A 25993-nucleotide genomic window follows, 5' to 3' on the forward strand; every position below is an offset into this window, starting at 1 on the left:
TCAGCGCAGGAATATGATCAATGCCGATCTATCAGTTCCTGAAATTCTGCGTGATCATTAAACCGTAAATCCCACCGTCCAGTATGCTAATGCCTAACCTGCCGAACGTTGGGTTAAGAATATTGGCCCGATGCCCGGGCGATTTCATTAATCCGCTATGGGCTATGGCCAGGGTTTGGGCAAGCGCCAGGTTTTCGCCGGCAGTGAGGAAACGGATATGACCTTTGCGCATCCGCTGGAATGGATCAGTGCCCTCGGGAGTAAAATGGGAGAAATATCCCCGGGCAAACATATCGGCAGAGTGCTTGCGGGCAACTACGGCAATTTCAGGGTCGGCCTTTAGTGCATGCAGGCCTCGCTGGGTTCGTTCGCGGTTAACCAGTACCAGCATTTGGGCTTCGAGGTCGGGCCGGTATTTGGGATCTTGTACCCTAAACGGTAGTTTAATAAGATTATTGGCGCTTACTTCTACCGTGTTTTTCGGGATAGCGTAATTTAATATATCGCCAAAAACGGGCGATAGCTTTTCCTGAACCCAACCCACTTTTTCGGTTAGTTTAGCCGCCAGTTTACCATCGCGTGCTTGCTTAGATACCAGATTGGTTAAAGGCATCAGCAGCAGGAAAGCCGATAACAAAGCCGCCCATATTAACCCGTTAACAGTGCCCGGAACTGCTCCCAAAATACGGTTCAGCATATTTCCATGCACTTGGCGGGGCACTTTTTCCAGCACGCGGGTTGCCAGGGTATCTAAAACATAACGGGCTAAAATTACGGTGATGATAAAGGACAAAGGAGCCGCCCACACCCCTGCCGATGGCCACAATTTAAGCAGTAGTGAACTGAGCAAGCCATAAGCTAAAAAGCCTGCAACCAAGCTTCCCAGCCATGTTGCCAACGCCAGGGCGCTAATAATAAACCCACGTGCAATGCCTGCCCAAACAGACACCGCCACAATGATGAGCAACAAAGCATTAATGTAGTTCATGCACGGTTGGTTTAATTAAGTAACCATATGCTTAGCTTATAGTTGCTGCCGGCGCCTTTTTTGTGAATTTAAGTACCGTTAAACCCAGTGTACCGGCAATAATGGACGCTACCAAAATACCATACTTGGCCTGGTTAATCATTTGTGCATCGCTAAAAGCCAAGGCCGAAATAAATAACGACATGGTAAAGCCAATGCCCGCCAAAATGGATACGCCAACCATGTGTCCCCAGGTTGCCTTTGCCGGCAGTTGAGCCAATTTGGTTTTTACCATGGTAAAGGTAAACAGCAACACGCCTATAAATTTACCCAACAACAAGCCCACCGCTATCCCAATACTTACAGGGTTTACAATGGCCGAAAAAATATCGGCCCCGATGATGATACCCGAGTTGGCCAGGGCAAATAAGGGCATAATTACAAAAGCTACGTAAGGATGCAGTGCATTCTCTATTTTTTGAAGCGGTGTTTCGGCATCAAGACTTATCTTTTTAATTTCCTGTATGGTTTGGTGCTGGCTGGGCGTGGTGAGTGCTCCGGCATTAGGTATTTCATGGTCAAATTCATGAATTAGCTGCTTTACCTGCCGCGAATACTCGTCTTCGTTAATTTTGGTACGGGCCGGTATGGTAAAGGCCACCAATACCCCTGCAATAGTGGCATGCACACCCGAAAGCAGGAAACCCACCCAAACGCCAAAACCTATGATGAGATAAAAAGTACCGCTACGCACGCCCATTACATTGGCAATAATGAGGATGAGTAAAAAACCCAGGCCTATCATCAAAGGTAAAAAGCTGATGCCCGAGGTATAAAAGAAAGCGATAACCAGCACAGCCCCCAAATCATCGGCCACGGCAAGAGCCGAGAGAAACACCTTAACAGACGAGGGTATATGCTTCCCCGCTATAGATAGCAAGGCCAGTGCAAAGGCAATATCGGTTGCCATGGGTATACCCCAGCCGTGCGAGGCCTCGGTACCCTTGTTAATTACAAAGTATACCATTGCCGGTACCAGCATTCCGCCCAGGGCCGCCATCATGGGCAGCAGCGATTTTTTTAAGGTAGACAACTCACCTTCCATAAACTCACGCTTGAGTTCGAGCCCTATCACAAAAAAGAAGATAGCCATAAGGCCATCATTTATCCAGATGTGTAAAGGGTGATCTAAAACTGCTTTGCCTATCCCTACCGAAAACGTGATATTCCAAAAATGATGATAGCTTTCACTAAAGGGTGAGTTTACCCAAACAATGGCCGCCAGTACGCTCATCAACAACACTATACCGCTGGTATACTCTTGGTGAATAAACTTACTTACAGGCTCAATAAGCTGATCGATGGGTGATTTACGCATTATGTTTGTTTTCGGTAGTTGCCCGAAGATAAGACAATGCGGTGGAATAAAGAGTATCTATCACCCCACTTTCAGCGTAATAATTGAGCTTAAATCATCATGATTATGCATAAATCATTGGTTTCTATTCTTGTAACAAACAAGCTGCTATCACCTTAAACCCGGTGCTGTCCAGTCTACCCAGGTGGCTTCATCATATTTATGATCACCATCTGATTTCATGACGTTGGTGTTGGGTGTGTTGTTATCTAAAAGGAATTTTTGAATATAAGCGGTCAATTCGGGCAATTGTGCATCGGGGAAAGCGCAATGGTTATGCGCACCCACTTGCGAAAACCCCATCCTGTCGGGCACGCCAAGAGATTGCCATACTTTGTGCGCAGCATTGGCGGTTATCCATGCGCTAACCGGACTAAGCCAGTCTATAGAAGTATTGTCTATAATTAAAAGTGCGCGGGGGGCTACCAGGGCCATCACGCTATGCTGATCGAACGGCAGCTTATCGGCTGTTTTGCCAAACTGCGAAAAGTTCTCTCTAAACCAAACGTTTTCGGTAACAATTTGCGAAATGGTTTGCACCTTTTTGCCAGCCAGTATTTGCGCGTCAGAAACACGCCAGCTGGCCGCGCCGCCTGCACCGGGCTCTTGTGGTATGGTAAGTTTAATGCGTTCTTCAAAGGCGCCTACAGCTAAAGCACCTTTACCGTTCCTCGAACAGCCGGTAACCCCTAAACGGGCCGCGTTGATATTGGCCAATGGCGTTTTCTCCAACGCATCTATCAACCGGCTTACGCCCCAGGCCCAGGCCATAGTGGCCGATGCCGAGTGATCGCTCCCGAACATATCATAAAACAAACCCTTACCTCTTGAGGAAGCATTGCTTTGCTGGGCAACCTGGTTATTAGGAAAATTGATAACAGCTACGCCTAAATTAAGTATGGCGGCATTGTTCAGGTTAGACATGCCAATGCCTATCATTGCCGGATACGGCTTGCTGCCCGTGGTTGGGTAGGTAATGGTACAATTAAACATTATGGTTTTGCCGTTATTATTTACAGTAACGGTAATCGTATTATTGTTAAATGCCCCTGTTGTAGCCGATGCCGGCGTATTGGGTTTATACCCGTATTCAAACTCCTGTGCTAACGCAGCAATTTCGGTTTGGCGACGAGCCCATTCCTTTTTAGTGGTTACACGCTTACCATTCATCATTTTGAACGGGTCGGGCAGTTTGGGATTTGACGGTAATGATGCATAGGATGGCATGGCCTGCAACTCCCCTTTTGATTGGACAATATTGCCGCCATGGGTTTTACAGCTCACAATAATAGCCGTTAACAGCGCAATAGTGCCTGCCGAGCAAAATAGCAACGATCTAATTTTCATAACCCGATCAGTTTTTAGGTTTCTATAAAGATTTTTAATTGGTTCTGTAAGCGCGCTATACGGGTTCTTTATTATAGATTCCGTTTTACGGGATAACGAAGCATAGTTTAATTTGGTAATCGAATGTAACGAAAATTTTTGGACTTACAATCGATTGCAAATTTTATCAAGTCTTTTACCGGCTTCGTTATATTACAGATTATCGACCCAACAAAATCTTTAAAATAAACTCCTCTGGTCGGCAGGTGCGCCCAGTAACTCCAGGGAGTAAGCACGGATCATGGTAATTAAGCGGGCACCGTACAACTGAGTTTTAAGCGGACCAACGCCTTTGATGGCGCTTAGGGCTTTTAGCGTTTCGGGCAATTTTTCGGCAATGGCAGCTAAAGTTTGCTCGGTGAGCACCATGTTGGGCATCATTTTTTCCCTGGCACCTTCTTCTTCGCGCCAGGCTTGCAACTGTTCAAAAAGCTTTTGGTTAGGCTTATCGTTAAGCGTTTTCAGGTACGATTGTCCGCTGGCTTTTGCTTTTTGCCTGCTTACCTCCAGGTAGCTATCGGTACTGAATGCGTTAACGGCAAAGTAGGCCATCAGCCTTATGCGGTCCATCAACCAGTTCATGAGGTGGTCGGCCTTGGCGGCTTTATCTTTGGCTTTACCAATTTGCGCGGGTAATTGCTGGTGCAAGCTTTCTACAGCAGCAGTTAACTTTTCTTGAAAATAGCCGGCCGCAGCCATACTTCGATCAGTCTTTAGTTTTCCTTTAAACTTATCGGCTATGGAAAATATATCTTGTTGCGCATTGGGCAGCAACGGTTCAAATTCGCCCAATTTGGCTTGCAGCGGATTAAAATTAAACAGCTCCGATAACAGGTATAACTCGTACTGTTGCCTGTCGCGCTCCAACCTCTTTTCATCGGGCTTAAGCGCCATAGCCTGCACATTGTACCGGGCAACGGCCGGGTCGCCAATAATGTTGCGGGTCGCTATAGGGTTACGCAACACCATACCCGCCAAACTGCGGCAACGGCTTAAAGCCACATAGGCCTGGCCGTGTGCAAAAGACTCTGATACATCTATTACCGCCTTATCAAAGCTTAATCCCTGGCTTTTGTGTATGGTAATAGACCAGGCCAGCTTTAACGGTATTTGGGCAAAGCTGCCGGTATTGGTTTCGTTAATGGTATCGCTTTCTAAAGTGTAGGCTATGTTGGTCCACTCTACAGCTTCTACCATAATCTCCTTATCCTGTTGGCCACACTGTACAAAAACCGCGTCATTCTCTACCCGGGTAACTGTTCCTATTTTGCCGTTATAAAAAAGTTTTTCGGCCGATGCATCATTCTTGACAAACATGACCTGCGCACCTATCTTTAGCTTAAGGCTGGTGTCAGTAGGATAAGCATCCTTGGGAAAATCGCCGCGTATGGTAGCGCCAAATTCAATTTCGGTACCTGGCAATGCAGTTAAAAACTCGTTGTTTATTTGCTGGGCAATACCATTGTGCGTGGTAAGCGTAATGTAGGGTTCGGCGGCATCGGGCTTAAAGTTGGGTACGTAACGTGCATTAAGCAAATCTAAGCTGGTTTGGCTAATGGTTTGATTGCGCACCTCGTTCAAAATATCTACAAAGGCCTGTTCTTTTTGCCGGTAAACATGATCGAGCTCTATGCGCACGTAAGAAGCCTTTTGCATAACCAGGCTACTATAAAAGTAAGGGCTTTCATAATACCTGCCCAGCATAGCCCATTCCTCATTACGGATAATGGGGCTTAGCTGCGAAAGATCGCCGATGAGCAACAGCTGCACACCTCCAAAAGGATGCGAAGAGCCTTTGATGTTACGCAAGATGAGGTCTATTTGGTCGAGCACATCGGGCCTTACCATACTAATCTCATCAATAATGAGCAGTTCCAAACTATTGAGCAGTTCTTTCTTCTCTAAACTGTAATGCAATTCGGGGCGGCCGTTACCCGTAGGGATAACCGGCGCAAACGATAACTGGAAAAAAGAATGAATGGTCATGCCGCCGGCGTTGATGGCTGCTACACCTGTTGGCGCCACAACGGCCATCTTTTTAGACGATGTTTTGCGCAGGTTTTGTAAAAACGTGGTTTTACCCGTGCCCGCCTTACCCGTAAGGAAAATGGTGGTATTGGTAAACTCGAGGTAGTTTTGAGCCATTTGCATGGCCGGGTTCAGTGCATTCATTAGTCGGGGTAAAATTACGAATATTACTCCCCTATCAGTTACCTGCAAAGCATTTTGTAAGCATTTGTTACTCCTTATGCCACGTTATCATCTACAGTAATTAATCTTTAATTGCAGCGAAAGATTAAAAGTGAATAGAGATCGGTTGGAGTGGATGTATCAATACGATTATGGATGCTGATAAAGTCAATGTCTAATACTTTTAAGTCCTCAACCATTTGAGTGGGGTCTTTTAGTGAACGTCCTATCCTACTTACAAACTATTAAGTTTTATTTCTATAGCTTAAACAAGCAGCTTCCTTATTAAATCAACGCTTGCTGTGTTGACATCATCAATTATAAAAAAGTATTTTGTTTGCCAGATCTGAGTTTTCTCCGCTTGTTTATTCGTTACATTGTCCCATGGTGGATATACTCTAATTCCACGTTTTCCTTCGTTAGTATTTGTAGTGATAATTCCCTTTTCTGCCAAAATTGATTTTGGAAAAACAAATTGCCCAAAGTCATCTTCTCGTTTCGCTGCAATAATTATAAAATCCAGATCATCCGACATATCGAAAGGTTCAGTTATTCCATCTTGGTTTCTTTTCCATATTGTCACAAATTGACCGGTTTTTCTTGGCGTGATTTTAGACAATCGGTATTGAATTTTCTTACTATTGAGTTCAAATGAACAAGCTTCATATTCCAAACTTGCAGTATTTAACTTCAGGTTTGTCAAAGCTAACCCGCAATTATCATATATCAATCTCTTAGCGTTTTTTAGCTCGTTTGGAAGCATGCTTACTGTTGTCAACGTATCTTCCCCCGGCATATTAAATTATTAATGTTTGTTCCAAATATACCTACTTTATCTATTGAAAATTTAGTGGCATTTGTTGTGTCGGTTTTCAATGTGGAAAGCTATACGCAGATATAGCGATCTCTTCTTAACAACGATTGTATTTCGCCAATCGCTCAGCATTAAACATGAGTGCATTCTCATGATGTATTGTATTGTTAACCATAATAGTCAGCTGTTTTTTTGCAATATCAACTAACCGCATTACGAAACATAATTTCATTATTATTGACTCTGGTTAAGCAGGTGTAAGCAAATAATTACAACAGATTAAAACTTAAGTGCTATACTTATCTTAATAACATTGATTTTTGAACTGAATATTTTGAACGCATGGCATCAGGTTTTTTTGCAATTTTAGATGATATAGGGGCTTTAATGGATGATGTGGCCGTAGCAACCAAAGTTGCTACGCGTAAAACAGCCGGCATACTGGGCGATGACCTGGCCGTAAATGCAGAAAAGGCTACAGGTTTCCTATCATCACGGGAGTTGCCTGTGCTTTGGGCTATCACTAAAGGGTCGTTGGTTAACAAACTCATTATTGTACCGGTAGCGTTGCTACTTAGTATATTTTTCCCGGTGGCCATTAAGATCATATTGATCTTAGGCGGATTTTACCTGGCTTTTGAAGGCGTAGAGAAAATTATCGAATTCTTTTTTCACCCTTCTAAAAAAGGCCATGAGGTTATTGAAGAGAAGCAGGATGACCGGGAGGCAGAGAAAGCGAAAGTAAAATCGGCCGTAACCACCGACTTTATTCTTTCTATAGAAATAGTCATTATTGCTTTGGAATCTGTTACCGGCGAAAGCCTATCTACCCAAATCATTACGGTTTCGGTGGTGGCCTTGTTGGCCACCATAGGTGTTTACGGTATAGTTGCCCTGATAGTACGTATGGACGATGCCGGCTACAAACTCATGAAGAGTGCCGACAATAAAGGATTTATTGCAACCTTAGGTTCGTTGCTGGTTAAGTCGTTACCTATCATCATCAAAATTTTAGCGGTTGTAGGTACCGTTGCGCTCATCCTGGTATCGGGCGGTATATTTGTTCACAATATCGAATACTTTCATCACCTGCTGCCCAATGTACCATCCATTATTAAAGAATTTGCGCTGGGCCTTGCTGCCGGGCTCATTGCAGTATTGCTGTTTACTATAATTAAAAAGGTGCTTACGTTGTTTAAATCGTAAGCACCCCAATCTTATTTAAATTTAGTTAGCTAACCGTTAAACGGCTATTCTTTGCGATTGCCTTTCGAGCATGGTTTCCTGAATTTGTGCCTTCATTTTTGACTTATAATCTTCCTGTAACCAATCCAGGTAATTTTTGGTGGCTTTGCCCAAACACTTTCCGTATTGTTTAACGCGCCAGGCAATCTCTTTATTCAACTCTCCGGCCAGGTTAAGTGCATCGGCAATGGTTTCGCTATTATCAGCACACATCATGGCGTGTTGCTGTATAGATTTGGTGATGATGGTGCTTGGTTTGTTGCCTTTTTCCACGGCATCGTGGTAAGCGGTTTGTACATCGAAGGAAATCTCCAAGCTGTTTGGAAACATAGAACGCATTTCTGAAGGCATGCTATGCGAATCGTGGGACGCCTGGATATGGATACTCGCTGTATATGCTTCGGGGTTGTCAAAAACAAACTGCCAATCTACCGTTGCATTCCATTCGCCAAAGCGGTCAACGTTGTTTCCCAGGTCAATAATAGTAAATTGCTTCTTTTTAGGAAGTGTTCTCGACCCTCTGCCTATCATTTGATGGTACAAGGTTAGCGAGGTGGTTGCCCGGTTTAAAATAACGGTTTGTATAGAAGGCTCATCAAAGCCGGTAGTTAAGATAGATACCGAAGTTAAGATAGCGTTTTTGGTTTTCTTAAGCCATAGCAATATTTCGGCCCGCTCTGTTGCCGATGTTTCGTTGTCGAGATGCCTGGCCGGATAGCCGGCATCATTAAACATTTGGCAAACCGCCTTTGACGCAAAAATACCATTGTTAAAAATGAGCACCTTTTTGTTTTTAGAATGCTCCTCGTATGCGTGCAGCAACAACTCCAGCATAGCCGGTGAAGAATATAATTCGTCGGAAGTGCTTACTGTAAAATCGCCGTGTGAACCTGTTTTTAGCGTATTTAGTTCCACGTCATAACGCCAGCTAATTGGGCTGGCTAAAAATCCATTCTGAATTAGTGAACTGATGCTTTCGCCAATAATCAACTCATTATAAGTATTACGCATAGGAAAACTCACATCAGAACTGTATGGGGTTGCCGTTACACCTATAATACGCGCGTTGTCAAACTTATCTATGAGTTTTTGAAATGAATTGTGATGCGCCTCATCAATTATCACCAGGCCAACATCATCCATATTTATGTGGCCTGCTTCGATGCGGTTATTCAGCGTTTCTACCATGGCTACGTAGCAGGTATATTGATCGGTTTTGTGCAGCTTTTTAACCGCGCTGTTGATGATCTTATTCTTAATACCGCATTTTTTTAACGTGGCCGAGGTTTGGTTGCAAAGCTCCAAACGGTGCGTAAGTATCATTACCTTTTGCTTATATTTTTCAATAAAGCGATTGGCTATTTCAGAAAATATAACCGTTTTGCCGCCACCGGTAGGTAGCTGGTAAAGCAATTTATAATTTGTAGACACCTGTTCCATTTTATCGAACAGTTTGTTCAGGTCATTTTGCTGATAATCGTATAATTTAGTGCCGCATCCACTCATAATATCGTTGTAGATTAGTGTGATAGCGTAGTACTGCTTTTTGCACCACCATGCTACAACACTAATAAATCAATAATACAGCCAGCCGTTTCTTTTACATTAAATAATTTTCAATTAATAAGAACAAGCGAACGGCAAAGATCTTATGCCAAACGCATCTGCGCTTGTTTTGAATTGTTATTGCATTATTCCACTAAGAATAAACTCACAGCGTTATTTTTTAAGCGGCAAAAAATGAACATAACGATATATGAAGTTAAGGTGTATGCTATCAAATCTATTTAATCATGCAGCTGGCAAGTGCATCTAAGAATTATAAAGCGAGCACATAGTGGGCTTAAAAATTAAAAGCTCCTCAAATTGAATTGAGAAGCTTTTAATTTTTGTGGTACCAACTGGGATCGAACCAGTGACACAAGGATTTTCAGTCCTTTGCTCTACCATCTGAGCTATGGTACCTCCGTTTTGGGAATGCAAATGTAGCTTGTTTTTCCGGTTATCAAAATTTATTTTGATAAAATTTGCACTTATTTTTGTCCGCTACAGCATGAAATGAGTTAAAATACTGATTGCAAGACAAATAAAATTTACAGCTATCTACAATTATTTTGACTTAAGGTAAGTTAATGCCTGGTATAAACTATCCAACCTTTCGGCACCCATATTTTTAACCGGAATTTTAAGTGTGGTGCTCATAGAGTCAACATTACCTTTACGGTCATTATAGGTTTGCACTATAATATCATCGGCCAGGGTACTGAGGCGGATGATGCCTTTGTTGGTATTGCCCAGGTAGTCCATATCCTTAAAGCGGCGTATGTTAAAGGAATAGTATTCTTGTTTCCCGTTCTGAAACGTTTTCCGGAAGCGCATAAAGGCATCGGCGGTAACGGTGAGCTCCCATTTTTTCAACTTAAGCTCGCCCGAGGAGTCGTACGACTGAAACAAGCACTGGTTACTCCAGCTAATGGTGTCTTGCTTATCTATGTACAAGCTAAAGCCTGCCAGTAAAAACACAGAAGCAAGTCCTAACACATACAGCGGTTTGAACCCCGCAAAAGTTGATTTCATCATGACAACAAAACGTTCAACCCGAAGTTACAATTTTGATACCTTTGTATATGCAATTTTCTAAAAATTCGAGAGTGTGGGTTTACCAGTCAACCACCGAATTGACCGACGAGCAAACGCAACAAATACAACAGCAGCTTAACGCCTTTGCTCAGGGGTGGACCGCGCATAACAATCAGCTACTGGCAGGCGCACAGGTAAAGTACAACCGTTTTCTGATTTTGGTAGTTGATGAAAGCCAGGCCGGTGCCAGCGGTTGTTCTATCGATAAATCGGTAAACTTTATGAAGCAGTTGGAGCAGCAATACGGTATTGTACTGTTTGACCGCTTTAACCTGGCTTACCGCGATGAAGACCGCGTTGTATCGGTGTCGCGTAAGGAGTTTGAAGAGCTGATTAGAAACGGCATTATAACGCAGGATACGCTTGTATTTAACAACCTTGTACAAAATTTAGATGAGCTGCAAACTAAATGGGAAGTACCTTTGAAAGACAGTTGGCATATGCAGTTGTTTGGTCGCTATTTGGTGGCTTAAAATATAACCGTCATTGCGAGCGTAGCATGGCAACCGCACGCGTTTATACTTGCACGCGGGCGATTGCTACGTCGCTATCGCTCCTCGCAATGACATGGTTTTATTTGGTGTTTAGACAGCCTATTAAGCTATATAGCTTTCCAATATCTTAAATCCCGAAGTAGTACTTAATTCCACTTCGTTTACGCTGTTTGGCAACAACAGGCACTCTCCCATTTTTACAGGATAGCTTGCTCCGTTGTATTTTACTTCCAAACTTCCTTCCAGGCAAACGTAGATCACGAACGAATCGAAGGCTGAATAATTTTTGGTTACGCCCTCAGTGTAATCTAACACGTTGGTGGTAAAGTACGGGCAGCTCACCAAATGCACGTCTTCGTTTTTTACAGGCGTGTAGTCGGTGCGGTAGTTGGGGTATTTTTTGTAGTCAATGGCGGCTAAAGCTTCTTCGGTATGCAGTTCGCGCTTTTGACCCTTATCATCTACGCGGTCAAAATCATAAATGCGGTAGGTAATATCTGAAGTTTGCTGTATCTCGGCAATTAACAAACCCTTACCAATAGTGTGCACACGGCCCGCTGGTAAAAAGAATACATCGCCTGCCTTTACATCTTCGCGGTTCAATATATCGGTAAGATGGCCGCTGTTTAACTTATTTACATAAACCTCTTGGTTCACTTCCTCGTTAAAGCCAGCAATGAGGCTCGAACCAGGATCTGCTTCTATCACGTACCACATTTCGGTTTTACCGAATGAGTTATGGCGTTTCTTAGCCAGTTCATCATCAGGGTGTACCTGTATCGAAAGATCTTCGTTAGCGTCTATAAACTTTACAAGTAATGGAAAGATGTCACCAAAACGCTCATAAACGGCTTTACCTACTAACTCGCCTTTATGTTGCGCTAATAGGTCGGCTAATGATTGTCCGTCTAACGCTCCCCCATCAACTACCGAAACATCCGATTTCACACCCGATATTTCCCAGGTTTCGCCGCAGTTAGGCAAATTGCCAAAATCTTTATGCAAGTAGGTTTTGATCTTTTGACCGCCCCATATTTTATCTTTATAAATAGTCTTGAATTTTAAAGGATAGAGTGTTGACATGTCTATTTAGAGATTTTGATTAAGATTGTGAGTCATAGTTAAACGTTATTTCGAATTGTAAAATCTGACTAAACTTGTCAGTCTGAGCTTGTCGAAGACCTATACGCTTAACTAAGTCTTCGACAAGCTCAGATTGACAATACGGGTAACAGGCCTGAAAGTTTCAATAAATAATTTATTAGACATATAAAACTTCCGGCTCTATATAAGCCCAGTGGCGGGGCTTTATCCCATTACGTGAAACTAAGTCAACCTTGCGATTAAATTTGTCTTCAAGTTCATCTGCCAAGGTTACAAATTCAATCCCTATAGGTCGACTAAAACTTACCACTATATCAATGTCACTCTCCGGCGTAAAATCATCACGCACAATGGAGCCAAAAAGGCCCAGTGTACTTACACCATATTTAGACATTAACTGAGGTTTTAGCTCTCTCAAAACCGACTGTACTTCTTGTAGATAAGCCATAAACAAATATAGCTATTATACAACAAAGCCCGCTTATTGTTAAGCGGGCTTTAAAATATTTAAGAAAATTTCCTTTAATTACTTAGCTAATTTAACTTTCAGGTTTTCGTTGATAGCTTCTAAAAACTCTTCGGTATATAAGTAATCAACACCGTGTTCAACCTTGGCTTTAGCTGTTATGGCTAAATCTTTGGTCATTTTACCGCTTTCTACAGTTTCAATACAAACTTGCTCTAAAGCATGGCAAAAATCAATCAGTTCCTGGTTACCATCCAGTTTACCACGGAACTCCAAACCACGGGTCCAGGCAAAAATAGAGGCAATAGGGTTAGTTGAGGTTGGGCGGCCGGCTTGGTGCTCGCGGTAGTGACGGGTCACTGTTCCGTGTGCTGCTTCGGCTTCCATAACGGTACCATCTGGCGTAATTAAAGTAGAGGTCATTAAACCTAATGAACCAAAACCTTGTGCTACTGTGTCAGACTGTACATCGCCATCGTAGTTTTTACAAGCCCAAACAAAGTTACCGTTCCATTTTAAGGCCGATGCAACCATGTCGTCAATTAATCGGTGCTCATAAACAATACCTTTTTCGGTAAACTTAGCTTTGTAGTCTGCCTGATAGATCTCTTCAAAAATATCTTTAAAACGACCATCGTATCTTTTCAGGATGGTATTTTTGGTTGACAGGTATAAAGGCCAGCCTTTCATCAAAGCTTGGTTAAAGCAAGCGTGAGCAAAACCGCGGATAGATTCGTCGGTATTGTACATAGCCATAGCTACACCATCGCTCTTAAAGTTAAACACCTCGAATGATTGCTCATCGCTGCCATCCTCTGGAGTGAAAGTAATAGTTAATTTACCTTTACCTTTGGTAACAAAATCGGTAGCGCGGTACTGATCGCCAAAAGCATGACGGCCAATGCAAATAGGAGCTGTCCAGTTTGGCACTAAACGAGGTACATTATTCATCAAAATAGGCTCGCGAAATACGGTACCATCTAAAATGTTACGGATTGTACCATTAGGCGATTTCCACATTTGTTTCAAACCAAATTCTTTAACGCGCTCTTCATCAGGCGTAATAGTAGCACATTTAACGCCTACACCATATTGCTTAATGGCATTGGCAGCATCAATAGTTACCTGATCGTTAGTTTCATCGCGGTACTCGATACCTAAATCGTAGTACTTCAGGTCAACTTCCAGGTAAGGAAGAATAAGTTTATCCTTGATAAATTGCCAGATGATGCGGGTCATCTCATCGCCATCCAGTTCAACTACCGGATTTTCTACTTTAATTTTTGACATATCGGGTTTGTTGTAGTTCTATTTTTGTAAAAACGTCCAAATATATACATTTTGGCTATAGTGAAATTTATATAACTCAAACTTTTACTTAAACGTATAAATGAAAATTGGTGGCCTTTAAATAAATAATTACTTTTAAGGTCGAAAAGAGAAGATGAAAAAAGTTTACGGTTTTTTATTCATGGCGGTGATCTTGTTTGCTGCCGGCTGTAAGCAGGACCCGCTGGTGGTACCTGCTTATTTGCAAAACGCCAAGTTAATTGGCAAATGGTACCTCAAAGAATTAGTAATTACACAAGAAGACGGCACAACTTCTCCGCCGCTTACCGATTTTACTGATAAAGACTATTTTGACTTTAAAACCGGCAATGCAGCCACTTATTCTTCTACCATATATGGAAGTACTTATGAGGGCTACTACTCGGCAAACTCACAAAATACACCTAACACGTTAAGTTTTAAAAGTGGCAGCCTGCTGCTCCGTTACGACATTTACAGTTTAGACCCGCTTGGTAACCTCGTGCTCGACGAAACTATAGTCGATACAGATTCGGGCTTTCCTGCTACTACCTACTATCGTTACACCTACAACAAGACATTATGATCAGAAAGTTACTGTTAACGTTTGGCATATGTCTTACCGTATTGCTGGCCAAAGCCCAGTTAGGCTACAATTACGCACAATATGATATTGGTTTTTCGGGCGCATTAAACTATGCTTACACCGATGCAGAAACCGTAAAAGGTACCCCTGCAGTGCACCTGCATTTTACTTATAACCAAACCCCTTTTTTAAACCACATTGCTGAGGTGCAGGTAGGCCGCCTGGCCGGTGGCGATTCGCTGCTTACCCTATCGGGCCGCCAGTTTAAAAACAGCTATACTGCGGTGAGTTTCCGCACGCAGATACAGGCAGGTGAGTTTTTGGATTACGAAAGAAGCGTAATTTTTAACGCCTTAAAAAATGTATACGCAAGCGGAGGTATTGGCGTAATTTATAATAACATGAGCGAGATTAACCGCCAGTCGTTATACATTCCCGATTTTTATTCTGGCGGGCGCAACAACAGCACCGAATTTTTTGTGCCGCTTAAAGTAGGCTACGAATTCAAGATCTTCAACAGCTACGATGAACCTTCGGTGAAAGTTGATTTAGGCTATCAGTATAACCTGGTGTTGGGCGATCAAATAGACGGAATAAAAGCAGGTACCCGTAAAGACGCATACACCCAGTTTGTATTGGGCGTAAAATTTGCCATAGGCGGATTTACGTCTTACCGCAAGCAAATTTCAAGACAGTAGGCCTGCTATAAACCTTGCCGACGAAGAGCACCCTCTAAATCTCCCCCGGAAGGGAAGACTTAGAAAAAAACTCATGCTTTAAATCCCTCCCTCCCGGGGAGGGTTCGGGAGGGGCTTCCCAAGTGGCAAGGACAGGAAAGGTATCTTTATTTTTATCGGTAATAAAACTTTGGCCCAATATTTTCTGTTGAGATAATATACAAAGTTTAAACCTATGAAAAACGACGATACCTTCTATCCCGGTTTCAACGACGAAAACCTGGACCGAGATAAAAAGCTGAAAGACGATCTTAATGAAGAATCATCTGCCCACGATTTGAAATACGATCCTGAAACCGATAGCTACGAAATAGAAGTTGAAAGTGATGACCCGGATTATGATCCGCCTGCATTATTTGAAACAGCAGCTCCCGGTGGAAGCGACTTCAACTCTGATTATGACGAAGCAAACCCTTATGATACCTTAGGTGAATACGACAAAAATCGTTCGCTGGAAACGGATGTAGACAATTTGGGAATGCACATAGACGACGGAAAAATTGTAGAGATTGATCCAGTTGATGCTGCCCTCTCACACACACCCGAAGACGATCGTGACGATTTGGATGAGGAAGGTTATCCAAAAAATGATGCCGACATTAGCGGTGACGAAGAGGATAAAGAATTTTTGAATTAAACCTCACCCCTGCCCTCTCCAAAGGAGAGGGAGTTAAAATATCATCTTTCTTATTAAACCCTCCCCTTTGGGGAGGGTTGGGAGGGGTTAATCAAACTCCAGGTTAAACCGCTTTTTTAATTCAATTAACTGCGGGTTTTTAGCTGCCATGTGCTGAAACTTCTCAATGGCAGTATAAGGTTTTCGCACTACGGTACTTTCCTCAATACGCGTATTTACTTCAATGCCAAAGTTGCGTAGCGTGGTACGTAAGTGGTTCATCAAGCCCGGTTTCTCTTCCCTGAAAACATTTTCCTGTGTACGGTTACTAACACCAATATCAAACACATAAGGCCTTTGCATTACCGGCGCGTTGGCGGTTAGTATAGTAACTAAGGTAGCTTTCCCCTCGGCTTTTATCTTAGCGGCGTACTCATTCCAGCACTTCAAAAAGGCATCAGTAGTAAAATCTTCTTTATCGGTACCATAAACGTATGGGTCTTCCTCTTCCTCAATAACTAAACTGCCTGAACTCCCCCCTTTTAAAGACGGGCTTAACGATGGTGTAGCTAAAAGCGACCCAGCCAACGGCCTTAAAGGCTGCTCAGGCTTACTGGCTACAGGCTGAGGCGATGCTGAAGGAAGAGCTTCGGTAACATGCGTTTCAGCAGAAGGCACTGGGGGTTTGGCCAGTGCGGGTGTTGCTGCTAACGATGGCGTGGCCGTTAATGATGGTGTTGCTGTCAGCGATGGCGTAGCGGTTAACGACGGAGTTGCTGATAATGACGGCGTGGCCGTTTGATAAGTAGGCTTAGGCTCGCTCACCGCCGGCACAGGCAAAACCTCGGTTGCGGCTGCTTCTTGCTTAGGCGCTTCAACTTTGGGTATCTCTACTGGTGTAACATTGGCCGGTTTAGGCGCTTCAGCAACCGGGACTACGCTTGGTTCAGAGTTTTTTTTTAAAGCCTCACCATTTGGCGCAGCCTGAGCCGGAACGCTTGCCGCAGTGAATACGGCACCTAAATGGCATATTTTGAGCAAGGCCAGTTCTACCTGTAAGCGTTGATTTTTACTTAGCCTGTAATTTAGATCGCACTGGTTAGCAATATTCATGGCCGATAGCAGGAACGAGGTGCTCGACTGCTGCGATTGCTGCAAATATTTATTGCGGATACCTTCGCTCACTTCCAGTAACTTTAAGGTAGCCGCATCTTTAGCTACCAATAAATTACGCAAGTGGCCCGACAGGCCGGTTATGAAATGACTGCCATCAAAACCATTGGATAAAATCTCGTCAAACAGCAATAAGGTTTTTGTGGTATCTTCGTTAAGCAAACTATCGGTCACATTAAAATAGTAATCGTAGTCTAAAATGTTCAGGTTATCTATAACCGAGCGATAGGTAACCTGTCCGCCCGAAAAGCTCACGATCTGATCGAACATAGATAAAGCATCCCGTAAACCACCATCCGCCTTTTGGGCAATAATATGTAATCCGTCGGGCTCGTAACTAATGCTTTCCTTCCCGGCAATAGAGGCCAGGTGGTTAGCCATATCCTCTACCCTGATGCGGTTGAAGTCAAAGATCTGGCAACGCGACAGGATAGTAGGCAGTATTTTATGCTTCTCTGTAGTGGCTAAAATAAAGATAGCATAGTTAGGCGGTTCTTCAAGCGTTTTTAAAAACGCATTGAACGCCGCCTGCGACAGCATATGCACCTCATCTATAATATATACCTTATAACGACCGGCTTGCGGCGGTATGCGCACCTGCTCTATAAGGCTGCGTATATCATCAACCGAGTTGTTAGATGCCGCATCCAGCTCATGTACGTTAAAAGAATTTCCGTTTTGAAATGCACGGCACGAATCACATTGGCCACAGGCTTCGCCACTGGGCTGCAAGTTGGTGCAGTTAATGGTTTTGGCCAGGATGCGCGCGCAAGTTGTTTTACCCACCCCACGTGGCCCGCAGAATAAGAATGCCTGCGCCAGCTGATTATTTCTAATCGCGTTCTTTAGTGTGTTGGTCACATGTTGCTGACCTACAACGCTTTCAAAAGTAACCGGGCGGTATTTACGGGCCGAAACAATAAAATTATCCACAGCCACTAAGGTAAATAAAAAAGGCGAAAGGGTAAAGATGAAAGGTTGAAAGTTGCTGTTTCCTGATAAACAGAACTATGCAAACATTTACACACATTATTGTATTTTTACTCCATAATAGTACAGTTATGCAGTTTTCAGATTTAGATTTAGACAAAAGTTACACCTACGCCGACTACCTGAAATGGCGTTTTGATGAACGTTTGGAACTAATTAAAGGGAAGATCTTTAAGATGAGCCCTGCACCTGGTTATACTCACCAGCGTATTTCACAATACGTAAATTTTGAATTGTACAACTTTTTAAATAAAAAACCATGTGTGGTTTGCGCAGCTCCGTTTGATGTACTTTTATCACGTACAATTAATGAAGAACAGATTGCAACCGTATTGCAACCCGATTTGTGTGTAATTTGCGACACCTCCAAAATTACCGAACGCGGCTGCATAGGCGCACCCGATATTGTAATTGAAATACTTTCGCCAGGCAACAATAAAAAAGAATTACAAAATAAGTATGAAGTTTATGAAGAAGCCGGTGTGCAGGAATATTGGATCATTCAACCATCAGAAAAAACTTTTTTAAAATATACCTTAATTAACGGTGCTTATCAGGCATCACGCCTACTGACTATAGGTGATGAGGTGATTACTCCTATTTTGCCCGGCTTTACCTTAAGTTTGGACGAAGTGTTTGCCGATAAACTGTAAACCCTTCATACCGTCAAGCAATTATCTAAATTACTGTTGCAAAATTGCAATGCATTCCCTACATTTGCACTCCCGTTTTGCGCGGGCAATTAATTAACAAAAAGCAAAAATGCAACAGTACGAAACCGTAATCATTCTAACCCCGTTGTTATCTGATGAGGTTGCTAAAGAGGTAATTGCCAAATTTAGCAAGCTTTTAACCGATAACGGAGCCGAAATTGTTCTTGAAGACAATTGGGGTTTGAGAAAATTAGCGTATCCTATCCAAAAGAAATCGACAGGATACTACCACCTCACCGAATACAAAGCTCCAGGTGAATTAATTAACAAACTGGAAGTTGAATTTAAACGTGATGAGCGTGTAATGCGTTTCTTAACTGTTTCTTTGGATAAACATGCCATTGCTTACAACGAGAAAAAACGTAGCGGCGCTTTCAACAAAAAACCTAAAACCGAGGAGGCAGCTTAATTATGGCAAACGATCAAATTCAATACGTTACCGCTCCTAAAGTGGACGATAACCGCAAAAAATACTGCCGTTTCAAAAAGAACGGTATCAAGTACATTGATTACAAAGACGGTAACTTTTTATTAAAGTTCATTAACGATCAGGGTAAATTATTACCACGCCGTTTAACCGGTACTTCATTAAAATTTCAGCGTAAAGTGGCTCAATCGGTTAAACGTGCCCGCCACATTGGTTTGTTGCCTTACGTTACTGACTCGTTAAAATAATATAGGAGGTTAACAAAATGGACATTATATTAAAACAAGACGTTAAAAACCTCGGCGAGAAAGACGAAGTTGTTAAAGTAAAAGCAGGTTATGGCCGTAACTTTTTAATCCCTAAAGGTTTTGGTCAGTTAGCTACCCCATCTGCACGTAAAGTTTTAGCTGAAAACTTGAAACAAGCTCAGTTTAAACAAGACAAGATCCGTAAGGATGCTGATGAAGTGGCTACCCGTTTAGAAGGCGTTAAATTAACTATCGGCGCTAAAGCCGGCGAAAGCGGTAAAATTTTCGGTGCTATCAACACTATCCAGGTGGCTGATGCTTTGAAAAAACAAGGCTTCGAAGTTGACCGTCGTCGTATCACTTTCAACGAAGAGCCTAAATTTGTAGGCGAATACACTGCAACTCTAAACTTACATAAAGAAGTTAAAGTTCAGGTACCTTTTGAAGTAGTAGCTGAGTAAGCCCCACCTAAATCCTCCCCGGGAGGGAGGACTTTAAAAGGATATTTTAATAAAAGCTCTTTCCAATAGGAAAGAGCTTTTATATTTTAGAGAAATTTCATCAACAACATTTTTCAAAAGCCCTCCCTCCCGGGGAGGGTTGGGAGGGGCTTTCATGACTCGAGGTATAGGTAAACTCATTTGGCGCTTTGTTAGGTTATTTGTAATAGCATTTATTGCCATAACTGTTTTTTGGGTATTCATTTATAAATTTATAAACCCACCTGTTACCTGGCTTATGATAAGCCGTGGCTTTGAGCGCAAGGCGGCCGGCAAAATCTGGAAAATTGACAAACACTGGAAAGATTTTGATGAAATCTCCATCAACATGAAAAAGGCGGCCGTGGCCGGTGAAGATCAATCGTTTCTGGAGCACCATGGGTTCGACTTTAAAGCTATTGAACGGGCCATTAAAAAGAACCAGAACAGTAAAAAGGTAATTGGCGGCAGCACCATATCGCAGCAAACTGCCAAAAACGTTTTCTTATGGCAGGGACGCTCCTACATCCGCAAGGCATTTGAAGCATACTTTACTATGTTAATTGAGTTGCTTTGGAGTAAAGAACGCATTATGGAAGTATACCTCAACGTGATAGAAATGGGCGACGGGATTTACGGTGCCGAAGCGGCTGCACAAAACTACTTTCATAAACCTGCTGCCAACCTTACCCGCCGCGAAGCAGCCGCTATTGCCGCTATTTTCCCAAGCCCGTTAAAACGCTCGGCCGTTAACCCTACAAAGTTTATCAGACACCGAAGGTATTTGATTATGAAAAATATGCGCCGATTAGGGCCTTTAGACTTTTAAGAGAAGCCACTCCCAAACCCTCCCCGGGAGGGAGGGCTTTAAGAAAATACCACCAAGCTCTTTCTTGATAAAAGGGCTGTTTTTAAGTAGCAAAGTAATATAAGCACCACAAGAAAATCAAAAGCCCTCCCTCCCGGGGAGGGTTGGGAGGGGCTTTCTACCGTTCGCCCTACTATTTCTGCCATTCACCGAATATAATTTCCAAATCAACTGCCTCTGCCCTACATTTATAGTATGGCAACACAACCTATCATCACCGTAAACAATCTGGTAAAACGCTATGCCGATTTTACCGCCGTAAAAGACATCAGCTTCGAAGTTTATGAAGGCGAAATATTCGGTCTGTTAGGCCCCAACGGCGCCGGCAAAACCACTACGCTGGAAATCATCGAAACACTGCGCGATAAAACATCGGGCAGTATTACGGTCGATGGTTTTTCGATAGATACCCAAGCCAACCAAATAAAAAAACGCATTGGGGTGCAATTGCAGGCAGCAGGCTACTACCCCGGCCTAAACCTTATTGAGTTAATGGAGCTTTTTGCAGGCTTATACGGCAACCGCATTAAACCCATAGAGATGCTGGAAAAGGTAGCGCTAACCGATAAAGCCAAAGCGAAGTATAAAGACCTTTCGGGCGGACAAAAGCAACGCTTCTCCATTGCCACTACCCTTATTAATAATCCCCGTATCATATTTTTAGACGAGCCCACCACCGGGCTCGATCCACAGGCCCGTCGTAACCTTTGGGAACTCATTCGCCAGATACGTGCCGCAGGCACCACCGTAGTGTTGACCACCCATTATATGGACGAAGCCGAAGAGCTATGCGACCGCGTGGCCTTTATTGATGGTGGGCATGTGATAGGCATTAACACCCCAGATACATTTATTGACCAATTAGTAGCCACCGGCTTTGAGCGTAAGAAAACCGTGAAGCAGGCCAACCTGGAAGATGTATTTATTAATTTAACGGGGAAGGAATGGCGGGAATAAAACCCCAACCCCTCCCAACCCTCCCCAAAGGGGAGGGCTATAGACATCGTTTCTTAATAATATTTACAATTTAAATAAACCCCTAAAAACTCCCTCTCCTTTGGAGAGGGCCGGGGAGAGGTCTCATGAACACTTCATCATACAGCAACATTCGCGCTACTCTGGCCATAACTAAAGCCAGTTTACGTTCCATATTCCGCAACCCTTCGGGGCTGGTTTTCAGCCTTTTGTTTCCTTTAATATTTATAGTAGTATTTGCCAATATTGGCAGCGGTGGCGTAACCGTTGACGTTGGTGTAGCTAAGGGCTGTGATACCCTTAACCCTATTTATAAAGCCTTACAAAATGCTAAAGTGGTCAACCTTATTCGGAATCAAAACGCCGATCAGATGGAGAAGAACTTATCCAAAGGATCAATCGACGCTATTTTAAACGTTAAAAAAAACGGTGGTAATTGGACCGTGTACCCGCCTCTATCTGCATTACCCAAAGCACGGTATAACGTTCAGGTAAAATACACTGCTGCATCCGCCGATAAAGGTGGCATCTTAAAATCTCTGCTGAACAGCATCTTCTTTAAAATAGGAGAAAAAACGGGAGCATTCTCCTCTATTGCCACTATTAAAGAAACTACCATAAAAGGCCGTGAGTATAAATACATCGACTTTATTTTACCCGGACAGTTAGGTTTTTCGCTATTGAACATTGGCGTATTCGGTACAGCTTTTGTTTTCTTAAGCTTACGCCAAACCTTGGTCATCAGACGTTTTTTTGCTACTCCTGTAAAACGCTACAGCATTGTAGCCGGCGAAATGCTGGCTCGGGTTACTTTTGCCATGCTGGGTTCCATTATCATTATAGCAGTAGGGCATTATGCGTTTGGATTTACGCTTGTGCATGGTGCAGTTACGGTGTTGAGTATGCTTTTCCTTGCATTTGTGGGGCTGGTTATATTTATGGGCTTTGGCTTTATCATATCAGGGATCGCTAAAAACGAAACCACCGTACCGCCGCTTTCCAACATTATTACTTTGCCACAATTTTTGTTATCGGGTACGTTCTTTTCAACCTCTGCATTCCCTAAATGGTTGCAACCCATTAGCAATGCTTTGCCCCTTACGCACTTAAATAATGCTATGCGCAAAGTTGCCTTTGAAGGCGTTGCTATAACGGAGGTTGGTCATGAGCTGTTGATACTGCTTGCATGGGGCATTGTGATATATGCTGTAGCTATTAAAACATTCAAATGGGAATAATATATGTTAAATTAATATTAACAAAACTATATTTGCGCCTTTGTTAACCTAAAATTAACAAATGTGCTTATGCAAAGACTTTACATATTCATCCTGCTTTTTGCTACAACATCATTTCTTGCTAAAGGGCAAGGAGTAAATTACGGTACGGGTAGCTGGAATATATTTACGGTAAACTTTGCGGGCAACGTAGACCAACATTGGGGAGGCTATGCAGAAGCACAAAACCGCAATTACGGCATAGCCAGCCATTTTTATTATTATGAGGTAAAAGCGGGTATTAGCTATAATATTGATAACAACAGTTTGTTCTTATTAGGTACCGGCAGGTATACTACTTATGGTTTTGATGCGGTTGATGATGGCCCTCAGGTAACCGAAACCCGCCTTTGGGAACAGTTTACTACAAACCATTTCATCAACCGTGTTAAGTTAGAACACAGGTACCGTGTTGAGCAGCGCTGGTTAAGTACAGGCTACTTAAATCGTTTCAGGTATCGGCTAACTGCCAGTGTTCCTATCAATAGGCCTAAATTAGATCCTAAAACCTTTTTTATTGCAGCTTTTGGCGAAGTATTTTTTAATAACAAGCAACCCAATTTTGAACGCAACCGCTTTTCTCCATCTTTAGGTTATAAATTCAGTAAAGAATTTACTTTGCAGGCGGGTGTCATTAATCAGCGTAATTACGCCATTGCCTCAAGCAATGATAAAAACTACCTGATATTAACTGCCACCTATAACATTCAGCGCCAGCAGACCTCAGATAAAAAATAAATACCGTAATACATAGCTTGGTTTGCTTTCAACTTTTTGTATTAAGGGTGTAAGCCAATACGGCAAGGTGGCCAAGGCCCACATAGTAGGAACGAAAAGCCATAACCATTAGGATAATGCCCACTATTTATTTGAGTTACCCGTTCAATAATCCACATCTTTTTAATTCAATCAATCAAATTACTAACCAAATAACTTAACCCTGAGTTATTGTAAACAAAACACTAAGTATTGCTATTTTAAGTACAAAATTTAAATTTTTGCGCTTATCTTAGCGCGCAAATAATTATATACTATATACTCTTACCAAAAATAAATAGCATTATGAGTTTAATAATTAATGTACATGCCCGCCAGATATTGGATTCGCGTGGTAACCCTACAGTTGAAGTTGAAGTTTTAACAGAAAACGGTGCCTTGGGCCGTGCAGCCGTACCTTCTGGTGCATCTACCGGTGCACACGAAGCAGTTGAACTTCGCGACAATGACAAAAGCAAATACATGGGTAAAGGTGTATTGCAGGCTGTTGCCAACGTAAACGATAAACTGGCCAAAGAACTACAAGGCATGGACGTTTTTGAGCAAAATACCATTGATAAATTAATGCTCGAGATTGACGGTACTGCCAACAAAGGCAATTTAGGCGCTAACGCAATTTTAGGCGTGTCTTTAGCGGTTGCTAAAGCTGCTGCACAAGAAAGCCGTCAGCCTTTGTACCGCTACATTGGTGGTGTAAACGCCAACACGCTGCCTATTCCCATGATGAACATTGTTAACGGTGGTTCGCACTCTGATGCCCCTATTGCTTTCCAGGAATTCATGATCATGCCGGTTGGCGCTCCTACATTCTCTGAGGCTTTGCGTTGGGGTACTGAGGTATTCCACAACCTGAAAAAAATCTTGCACGATCGTGGTCTTTCTACCGCTGTAGGTGACGAAGGTGGTTTTGCGCCTACCTTTGCAGGTACTGAGGATGGCGTTGAAACCATTATACAAGCTATTGAAAAAGCAGGTTACAAAGCCGGCGAAGATATTTACCTGGCGTTTGACTGTGCTGCTTCTGAGTTTTATGTAGACGGCAAATACGATTACACTAAATTTGAAGGCGAAAAAGGTGCCATCCGCACCAGTGCAGAGCAAGTTGAATACTTGGCTCAATTGGCTGAAAAATACCCTATTATTTCTATTGAAGATGGTATGGCCGAAGACGATTGGGATGGCTGGAAATTATTAACCGAAAGACTGGGCGCTAAAGTACAGTTAGTAGGTGATGATTTGTTTGTAACCAACGTAACCCGTTTACAACAAGGCATTGATAATCATACAGCTAACTCAATTTTAGTTAAAGTAAATCAAATTGGATCTTTAACCGAAACTATTAATGCTGTATCGTTGGCTCAAACTAACGGTTATACCTCAGTAATGAGTCACCGTTCGGGCGAAACTGAAGATGCTACCATTGCCGATTTAGCTGTGGCCTTAAACTGCGGTCAGATCAAAACCGGTTCGGCTTCACGTTCAGACCGGATCGCAAAATACAACCAGTTACTTCGCATCGAAGAAGAATTAGGCAGCAACGCTAAATTCATCGGTAAAGATTTCAAATTTTTGAAAAAATAGTGACAGGTTGATTGGTGAATAGTTGATTAGTTAACCCGCCATTCAGTTCATAAACAAAGAAAGCCGCTCAAATGAGCGGCTTTCTTTGTTTTTATATTTTCTAAAGTCTTCCCAGTTTCGGAGGGACTTTAATCTACAAACTTATGTACAATAGCAAAAAGATCGGTGAGGTCAAACGGCTTTTTCAAATAACCATCGGCTTGGCCGGCATCGGCAATCTCTTTGATGTTGCTCACCGCCGATACAATAACCACCGGGATATGGCTGGTAGACGGATTAGTTTTAATTTCCTTACTTATTTGCTGCCCGTTGGCATCACTTTTCCAATCGGTTAACCAGTTATCTAATAAAATAAGGTCGGGCTTAATTTCCGATAACTGCTTTAAGATCTTAGCATCTTCGGAAGCGATCACTTCAATTTGCTCTTCTTTCAAAGCATAAATTATAGTATCCCTTATATCTTTATCATCTTCAATAAGCAGCACTTTCTTAGCCATAATAAGTTACGGAATGTA

Annotated in this window: 28 protein-coding genes and 1 tRNA gene; 14 read left to right on the forward strand and 15 right to left on the reverse strand. The window is 42.7% G+C overall.

Translation table 11 applies throughout. The features are described from left to right. Window positions 1-31 precede the first annotated feature (31 nt). From IEV61_RS01780 to IEV61_RS01805, 6 genes are all read right to left on the reverse strand, one after another. On the reverse strand, window positions 32-988 hold the full coding sequence (locus IEV61_RS01780) for a CvpA family protein (RefSeq protein WP_188413232.1): 957 nt from the start codon (window positions 986-988) through the stop codon (window positions 32-34). 31 nt (window positions 989-1019) lie between these two features. Then, the gene (gene nhaA / locus IEV61_RS01785) at window positions 1020-2345 is read right to left on the reverse strand and encodes a Na+/H+ antiporter NhaA (protein ID WP_188413234.1); all 1326 of its coding nucleotides are present in this window, start codon (window positions 2343-2345) and stop codon (window positions 1020-1022) included. Window positions 2346-2495: 150 nt separating this feature from the next. Further along, a complete protein-coding gene (locus IEV61_RS01790; RefSeq protein WP_188413236.1) occupies window positions 2496-3731 on the reverse strand; it encodes a glucuronyl esterase domain-containing protein in 1236 nt (411 codons plus the stop codon). Between the two features lie 219 nt (window positions 3732-3950). Further along, complete coding sequence (locus IEV61_RS01795; RefSeq protein ID WP_188413238.1) at window positions 3951-5942, reverse strand: HRDC domain-containing protein; 1992 nt, start codon at window positions 5940-5942, stop codon at window positions 3951-3953. Window positions 5943-6049: 107 nt separating this feature from the next. Continuing rightward, on the reverse strand, window positions 6050-6190 hold the full coding sequence (locus IEV61_RS20755; RefSeq protein WP_373867822.1) for a hypothetical protein: 141 nt from the start codon (window positions 6188-6190) through the stop codon (window positions 6050-6052). 35 nt (window positions 6191-6225) lie between these two features. After that, window positions 6226-6756, reverse strand: coding sequence for a MepB family protein (locus IEV61_RS01805; protein ID WP_188413242.1), 531 nt, complete (start codon window positions 6754-6756; stop codon window positions 6226-6228). Between the two features lie 360 nt (window positions 6757-7116). Between IEV61_RS01805 and IEV61_RS01810 the strand changes: the two genes are divergently transcribed. Beyond that, window positions 7117-7980: a DUF808 domain-containing protein gene (locus IEV61_RS01810; protein ID WP_188413244.1), complete on the forward strand. Its 864-nt coding sequence runs from the start codon at window positions 7117-7119 to the stop codon at window positions 7978-7980. Between the two features lie 36 nt (window positions 7981-8016). On the opposite strand, the gene IEV61_RS01815 is transcribed toward IEV61_RS01810, so the two are convergent. The 3 genes from IEV61_RS01815 to IEV61_RS01825 all read right to left on the reverse strand — a co-directional run bounded on the left by IEV61_RS01815 (window position 8017) and on the right by IEV61_RS01825 (window position 10599). Beyond that, window positions 8017-9525: a DEAD/DEAH box helicase gene (locus IEV61_RS01815; protein ID WP_188413246.1), complete on the reverse strand. Its 1509-nt coding sequence runs from the start codon at window positions 9523-9525 to the stop codon at window positions 8017-8019. Window positions 9526-9911: 386 nt separating this feature from the next. Continuing rightward, a tRNA-Phe gene (locus IEV61_RS01820) sits at window positions 9912-9984 on the reverse strand. Window positions 9985-10128: 144 nt separating this feature from the next. Next, entirely contained in the window at window positions 10129-10599 is a 471-nt protein-coding gene (locus IEV61_RS01825; protein ID WP_188413248.1) for a hypothetical protein, read from the reverse strand. Window positions 10600-10646: 47 nt separating this feature from the next. Here IEV61_RS01825 and IEV61_RS01830 point away from each other — a divergent pair, with 47 nt between their 5' ends. Then, window positions 10647-11132, forward strand: coding sequence for an ABC transporter ATPase (locus IEV61_RS01830; protein ID WP_188413250.1), 486 nt, complete (start codon window positions 10647-10649; stop codon window positions 11130-11132). Between the two features lie 123 nt (window positions 11133-11255). On the opposite strand, the gene IEV61_RS01835 is transcribed toward IEV61_RS01830, so the two are convergent. From IEV61_RS01835 to IEV61_RS01845, 3 genes are all read right to left on the reverse strand, one after another. Next, window positions 11256-12236 carry a type I phosphomannose isomerase catalytic subunit gene (locus tag IEV61_RS01835; protein WP_188413252.1) on the reverse strand — a complete coding sequence of 327 codons (981 nt, stop codon included), beginning with the start codon at window positions 12234-12236 and terminating at the stop codon, window positions 11256-11258. Window positions 12237-12414: 178 nt separating this feature from the next. Next, a complete protein-coding gene (locus tag IEV61_RS01840) occupies window positions 12415-12705 on the reverse strand; it encodes a nucleotidyltransferase family protein (RefSeq protein ID WP_188413254.1) in 291 nt (96 codons plus the stop codon). A 78-nt stretch (window positions 12706-12783) separates the two neighbouring features. Continuing rightward, window positions 12784-14013 (reverse strand): NADP-dependent isocitrate dehydrogenase, encoded by a 1230-nt coding sequence (locus IEV61_RS01845; protein ID WP_188413256.1) that lies wholly within the window; start codon window positions 14011-14013, stop codon window positions 12784-12786. Window positions 14014-14167: 154 nt separating this feature from the next. On the opposite strand from IEV61_RS01845, the gene IEV61_RS01850 reads away from it, so the two are divergent. The 3 genes from IEV61_RS01850 to IEV61_RS01860 all read left to right on the forward strand — a co-directional run bounded on the left by IEV61_RS01850 (window position 14168) and on the right by IEV61_RS01860 (window position 15991). Next, window positions 14168-14617: a hypothetical protein gene (locus tag IEV61_RS01850; protein WP_188413258.1), complete on the forward strand. Its 450-nt coding sequence runs from the start codon at window positions 14168-14170 to the stop codon at window positions 14615-14617. Beyond that, window positions 14614-15315 (forward strand): hypothetical protein, encoded by a 702-nt coding sequence (locus IEV61_RS01855; protein WP_188413260.1) that lies wholly within the window; start codon window positions 14614-14616, stop codon window positions 15313-15315. The genes IEV61_RS01850 and IEV61_RS01855 overlap by 4 nt, the downstream gene beginning before the upstream one ends. 214 nt (window positions 15316-15529) lie before the next feature. After that, window positions 15530-15991 (forward strand): hypothetical protein, encoded by a 462-nt coding sequence (locus IEV61_RS01860; RefSeq protein ID WP_188413262.1) that lies wholly within the window; start codon window positions 15530-15532, stop codon window positions 15989-15991. Between the two features lie 87 nt (window positions 15992-16078). Here the strand turns inward: IEV61_RS01860 and IEV61_RS01865 are convergent, their stop codons facing one another. Next, window positions 16079-18076: a DNA polymerase III subunit gamma/tau gene (locus IEV61_RS01865; RefSeq protein ID WP_188413264.1), complete on the reverse strand. Its 1998-nt coding sequence runs from the start codon at window positions 18074-18076 to the stop codon at window positions 16079-16081. A 128-nt stretch (window positions 18077-18204) separates the two neighbouring features. On the opposite strand from IEV61_RS01865, the gene IEV61_RS01870 reads away from it, so the two are divergent. The 4 genes from IEV61_RS01870 (at window position 18205) to rplI (ending at window position 19982) form a co-directional block, all read left to right on the forward strand. Beyond that, window positions 18205-18786 carry a Uma2 family endonuclease gene (locus IEV61_RS01870; RefSeq protein WP_188414403.1) on the forward strand — a complete coding sequence of 194 codons (582 nt, stop codon included), beginning with the start codon at window positions 18205-18207 and terminating at the stop codon, window positions 18784-18786. A gap of 109 nt (window positions 18787-18895) precedes the next feature. Continuing rightward, window positions 18896-19255 carry a 30S ribosomal protein S6 gene (gene rpsF, locus IEV61_RS01875; RefSeq protein WP_188413265.1) on the forward strand — a complete coding sequence of 120 codons (360 nt, stop codon included), beginning with the start codon at window positions 18896-18898 and terminating at the stop codon, window positions 19253-19255. A gap of 2 nt (window positions 19256-19257) precedes the next feature. Beyond that, a complete protein-coding gene (rpsR, locus tag IEV61_RS01880; RefSeq protein ID WP_188413267.1) occupies window positions 19258-19521 on the forward strand; it encodes a 30S ribosomal protein S18 in 264 nt (87 codons plus the stop codon). A gap of 17 nt (window positions 19522-19538) precedes the next feature. Further along, complete coding sequence (gene rplI / locus IEV61_RS01885) at window positions 19539-19982, forward strand: 50S ribosomal protein L9 (protein WP_188413269.1); 444 nt, start codon at window positions 19539-19541, stop codon at window positions 19980-19982. A gap of 33 nt (window positions 19983-20015) precedes the next feature. Here the strand turns inward: rplI and IEV61_RS01890 are convergent, their stop codons facing one another. Further along, window positions 20016-20225 carry a hypothetical protein gene (locus tag IEV61_RS01890; RefSeq protein WP_188414464.1) on the reverse strand — a complete coding sequence of 70 codons (210 nt, stop codon included), beginning with the start codon at window positions 20223-20225 and terminating at the stop codon, window positions 20016-20018. Here IEV61_RS01890 and mtgA point away from each other — a divergent pair. From mtgA to eno, 5 genes are all read left to right on the forward strand, one after another. Beyond that, window positions 20137-20829, forward strand: coding sequence for a monofunctional biosynthetic peptidoglycan transglycosylase (gene mtgA, locus IEV61_RS01895; protein ID WP_188413271.1), 693 nt, complete (start codon window positions 20137-20139; stop codon window positions 20827-20829). The genes IEV61_RS01890 and mtgA overlap by 89 nt on opposite strands. A gap of 234 nt (window positions 20830-21063) precedes the next feature. Beyond that, window positions 21064-21825, forward strand: coding sequence for an ABC transporter ATP-binding protein (locus tag IEV61_RS01900; RefSeq protein ID WP_188413273.1), 762 nt, complete (start codon window positions 21064-21066; stop codon window positions 21823-21825). Window positions 21826-21950: 125 nt separating this feature from the next. Continuing rightward, window positions 21951-23081, forward strand: coding sequence for an ABC transporter permease (locus IEV61_RS01905; RefSeq protein WP_188413275.1), 1131 nt, complete (start codon window positions 21951-21953; stop codon window positions 23079-23081). Window positions 23082-23150: 69 nt separating this feature from the next. Next, window positions 23151-23858, forward strand: a complete 708-nt coding sequence (locus IEV61_RS01910; protein WP_188413276.1) for a DUF2490 domain-containing protein — start codon at window positions 23151-23153, stop codon at window positions 23856-23858. Between the two features lie 324 nt (window positions 23859-24182). Beyond that, on the forward strand, window positions 24183-25478 hold the full coding sequence (gene eno, locus IEV61_RS01915) for a phosphopyruvate hydratase (RefSeq protein WP_188413278.1): 1296 nt from the start codon (window positions 24183-24185) through the stop codon (window positions 25476-25478). Window positions 25479-25606: 128 nt separating this feature from the next. On the opposite strand, the gene IEV61_RS01920 is transcribed toward eno, so the two are convergent. Beyond that, window positions 25607-25975, reverse strand: coding sequence for a response regulator (locus tag IEV61_RS01920; protein ID WP_188413280.1), 369 nt, complete (start codon window positions 25973-25975; stop codon window positions 25607-25609). Window positions 25976-25993 lie beyond the last annotated feature (18 nt).

The sequence above is a fragment of the Mucilaginibacter galii genome (genome assembly GCF_014635825.1).
GTDB lineage: Bacteria > Bacteroidota > Bacteroidia > Sphingobacteriales > Sphingobacteriaceae > Mucilaginibacter > Mucilaginibacter galii.

Bases quoted from the DNA above. Each gene is read 5' to 3' on its own strand.
- IEV61_RS01780 (WP_188413232.1), bottom strand. From the start codon at position 988: ATGAACTACATTAATGCTTTGTTGCTCATCATTGTGGCGGTGTCTGTT.
- nhaA (WP_188413234.1), bottom strand. From the start codon at position 2,345: ATGCGTAAATCACCCATCGATCAGCTTATTGAGCCTGTAAGTAAGTTT.
- IEV61_RS01790 (WP_188413236.1), bottom strand. From the start codon at position 3,731: ATGAAAATTAGATCGTTGCTATTTTGCTCGGCAGGCACTATTGCGCTG.
- IEV61_RS01795 (WP_188413238.1), bottom strand. From the start codon at position 5,942: ATGAATGCACTGAACCCGGCCATGCAAATGGCTCAAAACTACCTCGAG.
- IEV61_RS01805 (WP_188413242.1), bottom strand. From the start codon at position 6,756: ATGCCGGGGGAAGATACGTTGACAACAGTAAGCATGCTTCCAAACGAG.
- IEV61_RS01810 (WP_188413244.1), top strand. From the start codon at position 7,117: ATGGCATCAGGTTTTTTTGCAATTTTAGATGATATAGGGGCTTTAATG.
- IEV61_RS01815 (WP_188413246.1), bottom strand. From the start codon at position 9,525: ATGAGTGGATGCGGCACTAAATTATACGATTATCAGCAAAATGACCTG.
- IEV61_RS01825 (WP_188413248.1), bottom strand. From the start codon at position 10,599: ATGATGAAATCAACTTTTGCGGGGTTCAAACCGCTGTATGTGTTAGGA.
- IEV61_RS01830 (WP_188413250.1), top strand. From the start codon at position 10,647: ATGCAATTTTCTAAAAATTCGAGAGTGTGGGTTTACCAGTCAACCACC.
- IEV61_RS01835 (WP_188413252.1), bottom strand. From the start codon at position 12,236: ATGTCAACACTCTATCCTTTAAAATTCAAGACTATTTATAAAGATAAA.
- IEV61_RS01840 (WP_188413254.1), bottom strand. From the start codon at position 12,705: ATGGCTTATCTACAAGAAGTACAGTCGGTTTTGAGAGAGCTAAAACCT.
- IEV61_RS01845 (WP_188413256.1), bottom strand. From the start codon at position 14,013: ATGTCAAAAATTAAAGTAGAAAATCCGGTAGTTGAACTGGATGGCGAT.
- IEV61_RS01850 (WP_188413258.1), top strand. From the start codon at position 14,168: ATGAAAAAAGTTTACGGTTTTTTATTCATGGCGGTGATCTTGTTTGCT.
- IEV61_RS01855 (WP_188413260.1), top strand. From the start codon at position 14,614: ATGATCAGAAAGTTACTGTTAACGTTTGGCATATGTCTTACCGTATTG.
- IEV61_RS01860 (WP_188413262.1), top strand. From the start codon at position 15,530: ATGAAAAACGACGATACCTTCTATCCCGGTTTCAACGACGAAAACCTG.
- IEV61_RS01870 (WP_188414403.1), top strand. From the start codon at position 18,205: ATGCAGTTTTCAGATTTAGATTTAGACAAAAGTTACACCTACGCCGAC.
- rpsF (WP_188413265.1), top strand. From the start codon at position 18,896: ATGCAACAGTACGAAACCGTAATCATTCTAACCCCGTTGTTATCTGAT.
- rpsR (WP_188413267.1), top strand. From the start codon at position 19,258: ATGGCAAACGATCAAATTCAATACGTTACCGCTCCTAAAGTGGACGAT.
- rplI (WP_188413269.1), top strand. From the start codon at position 19,539: ATGGACATTATATTAAAACAAGACGTTAAAAACCTCGGCGAGAAAGAC.
- mtgA (WP_188413271.1), top strand. From the start codon at position 20,137: ATGACTCGAGGTATAGGTAAACTCATTTGGCGCTTTGTTAGGTTATTT.
- IEV61_RS01890 (WP_188414464.1), bottom strand. From the start codon at position 20,225: ATGAATACCCAAAAAACAGTTATGGCAATAAATGCTATTACAAATAAC.
- IEV61_RS01900 (WP_188413273.1), top strand. From the start codon at position 21,064: ATGGCAACACAACCTATCATCACCGTAAACAATCTGGTAAAACGCTAT.
- IEV61_RS01905 (WP_188413275.1), top strand. From the start codon at position 21,951: ATGAACACTTCATCATACAGCAACATTCGCGCTACTCTGGCCATAACT.
- IEV61_RS01910 (WP_188413276.1), top strand. From the start codon at position 23,151: ATGCAAAGACTTTACATATTCATCCTGCTTTTTGCTACAACATCATTT.
- eno (WP_188413278.1), top strand. From the start codon at position 24,183: ATGAGTTTAATAATTAATGTACATGCCCGCCAGATATTGGATTCGCGT.
- IEV61_RS01920 (WP_188413280.1), bottom strand. From the start codon at position 25,975: ATGGCTAAGAAAGTGCTGCTTATTGAAGATGATAAAGATATAAGGGAT.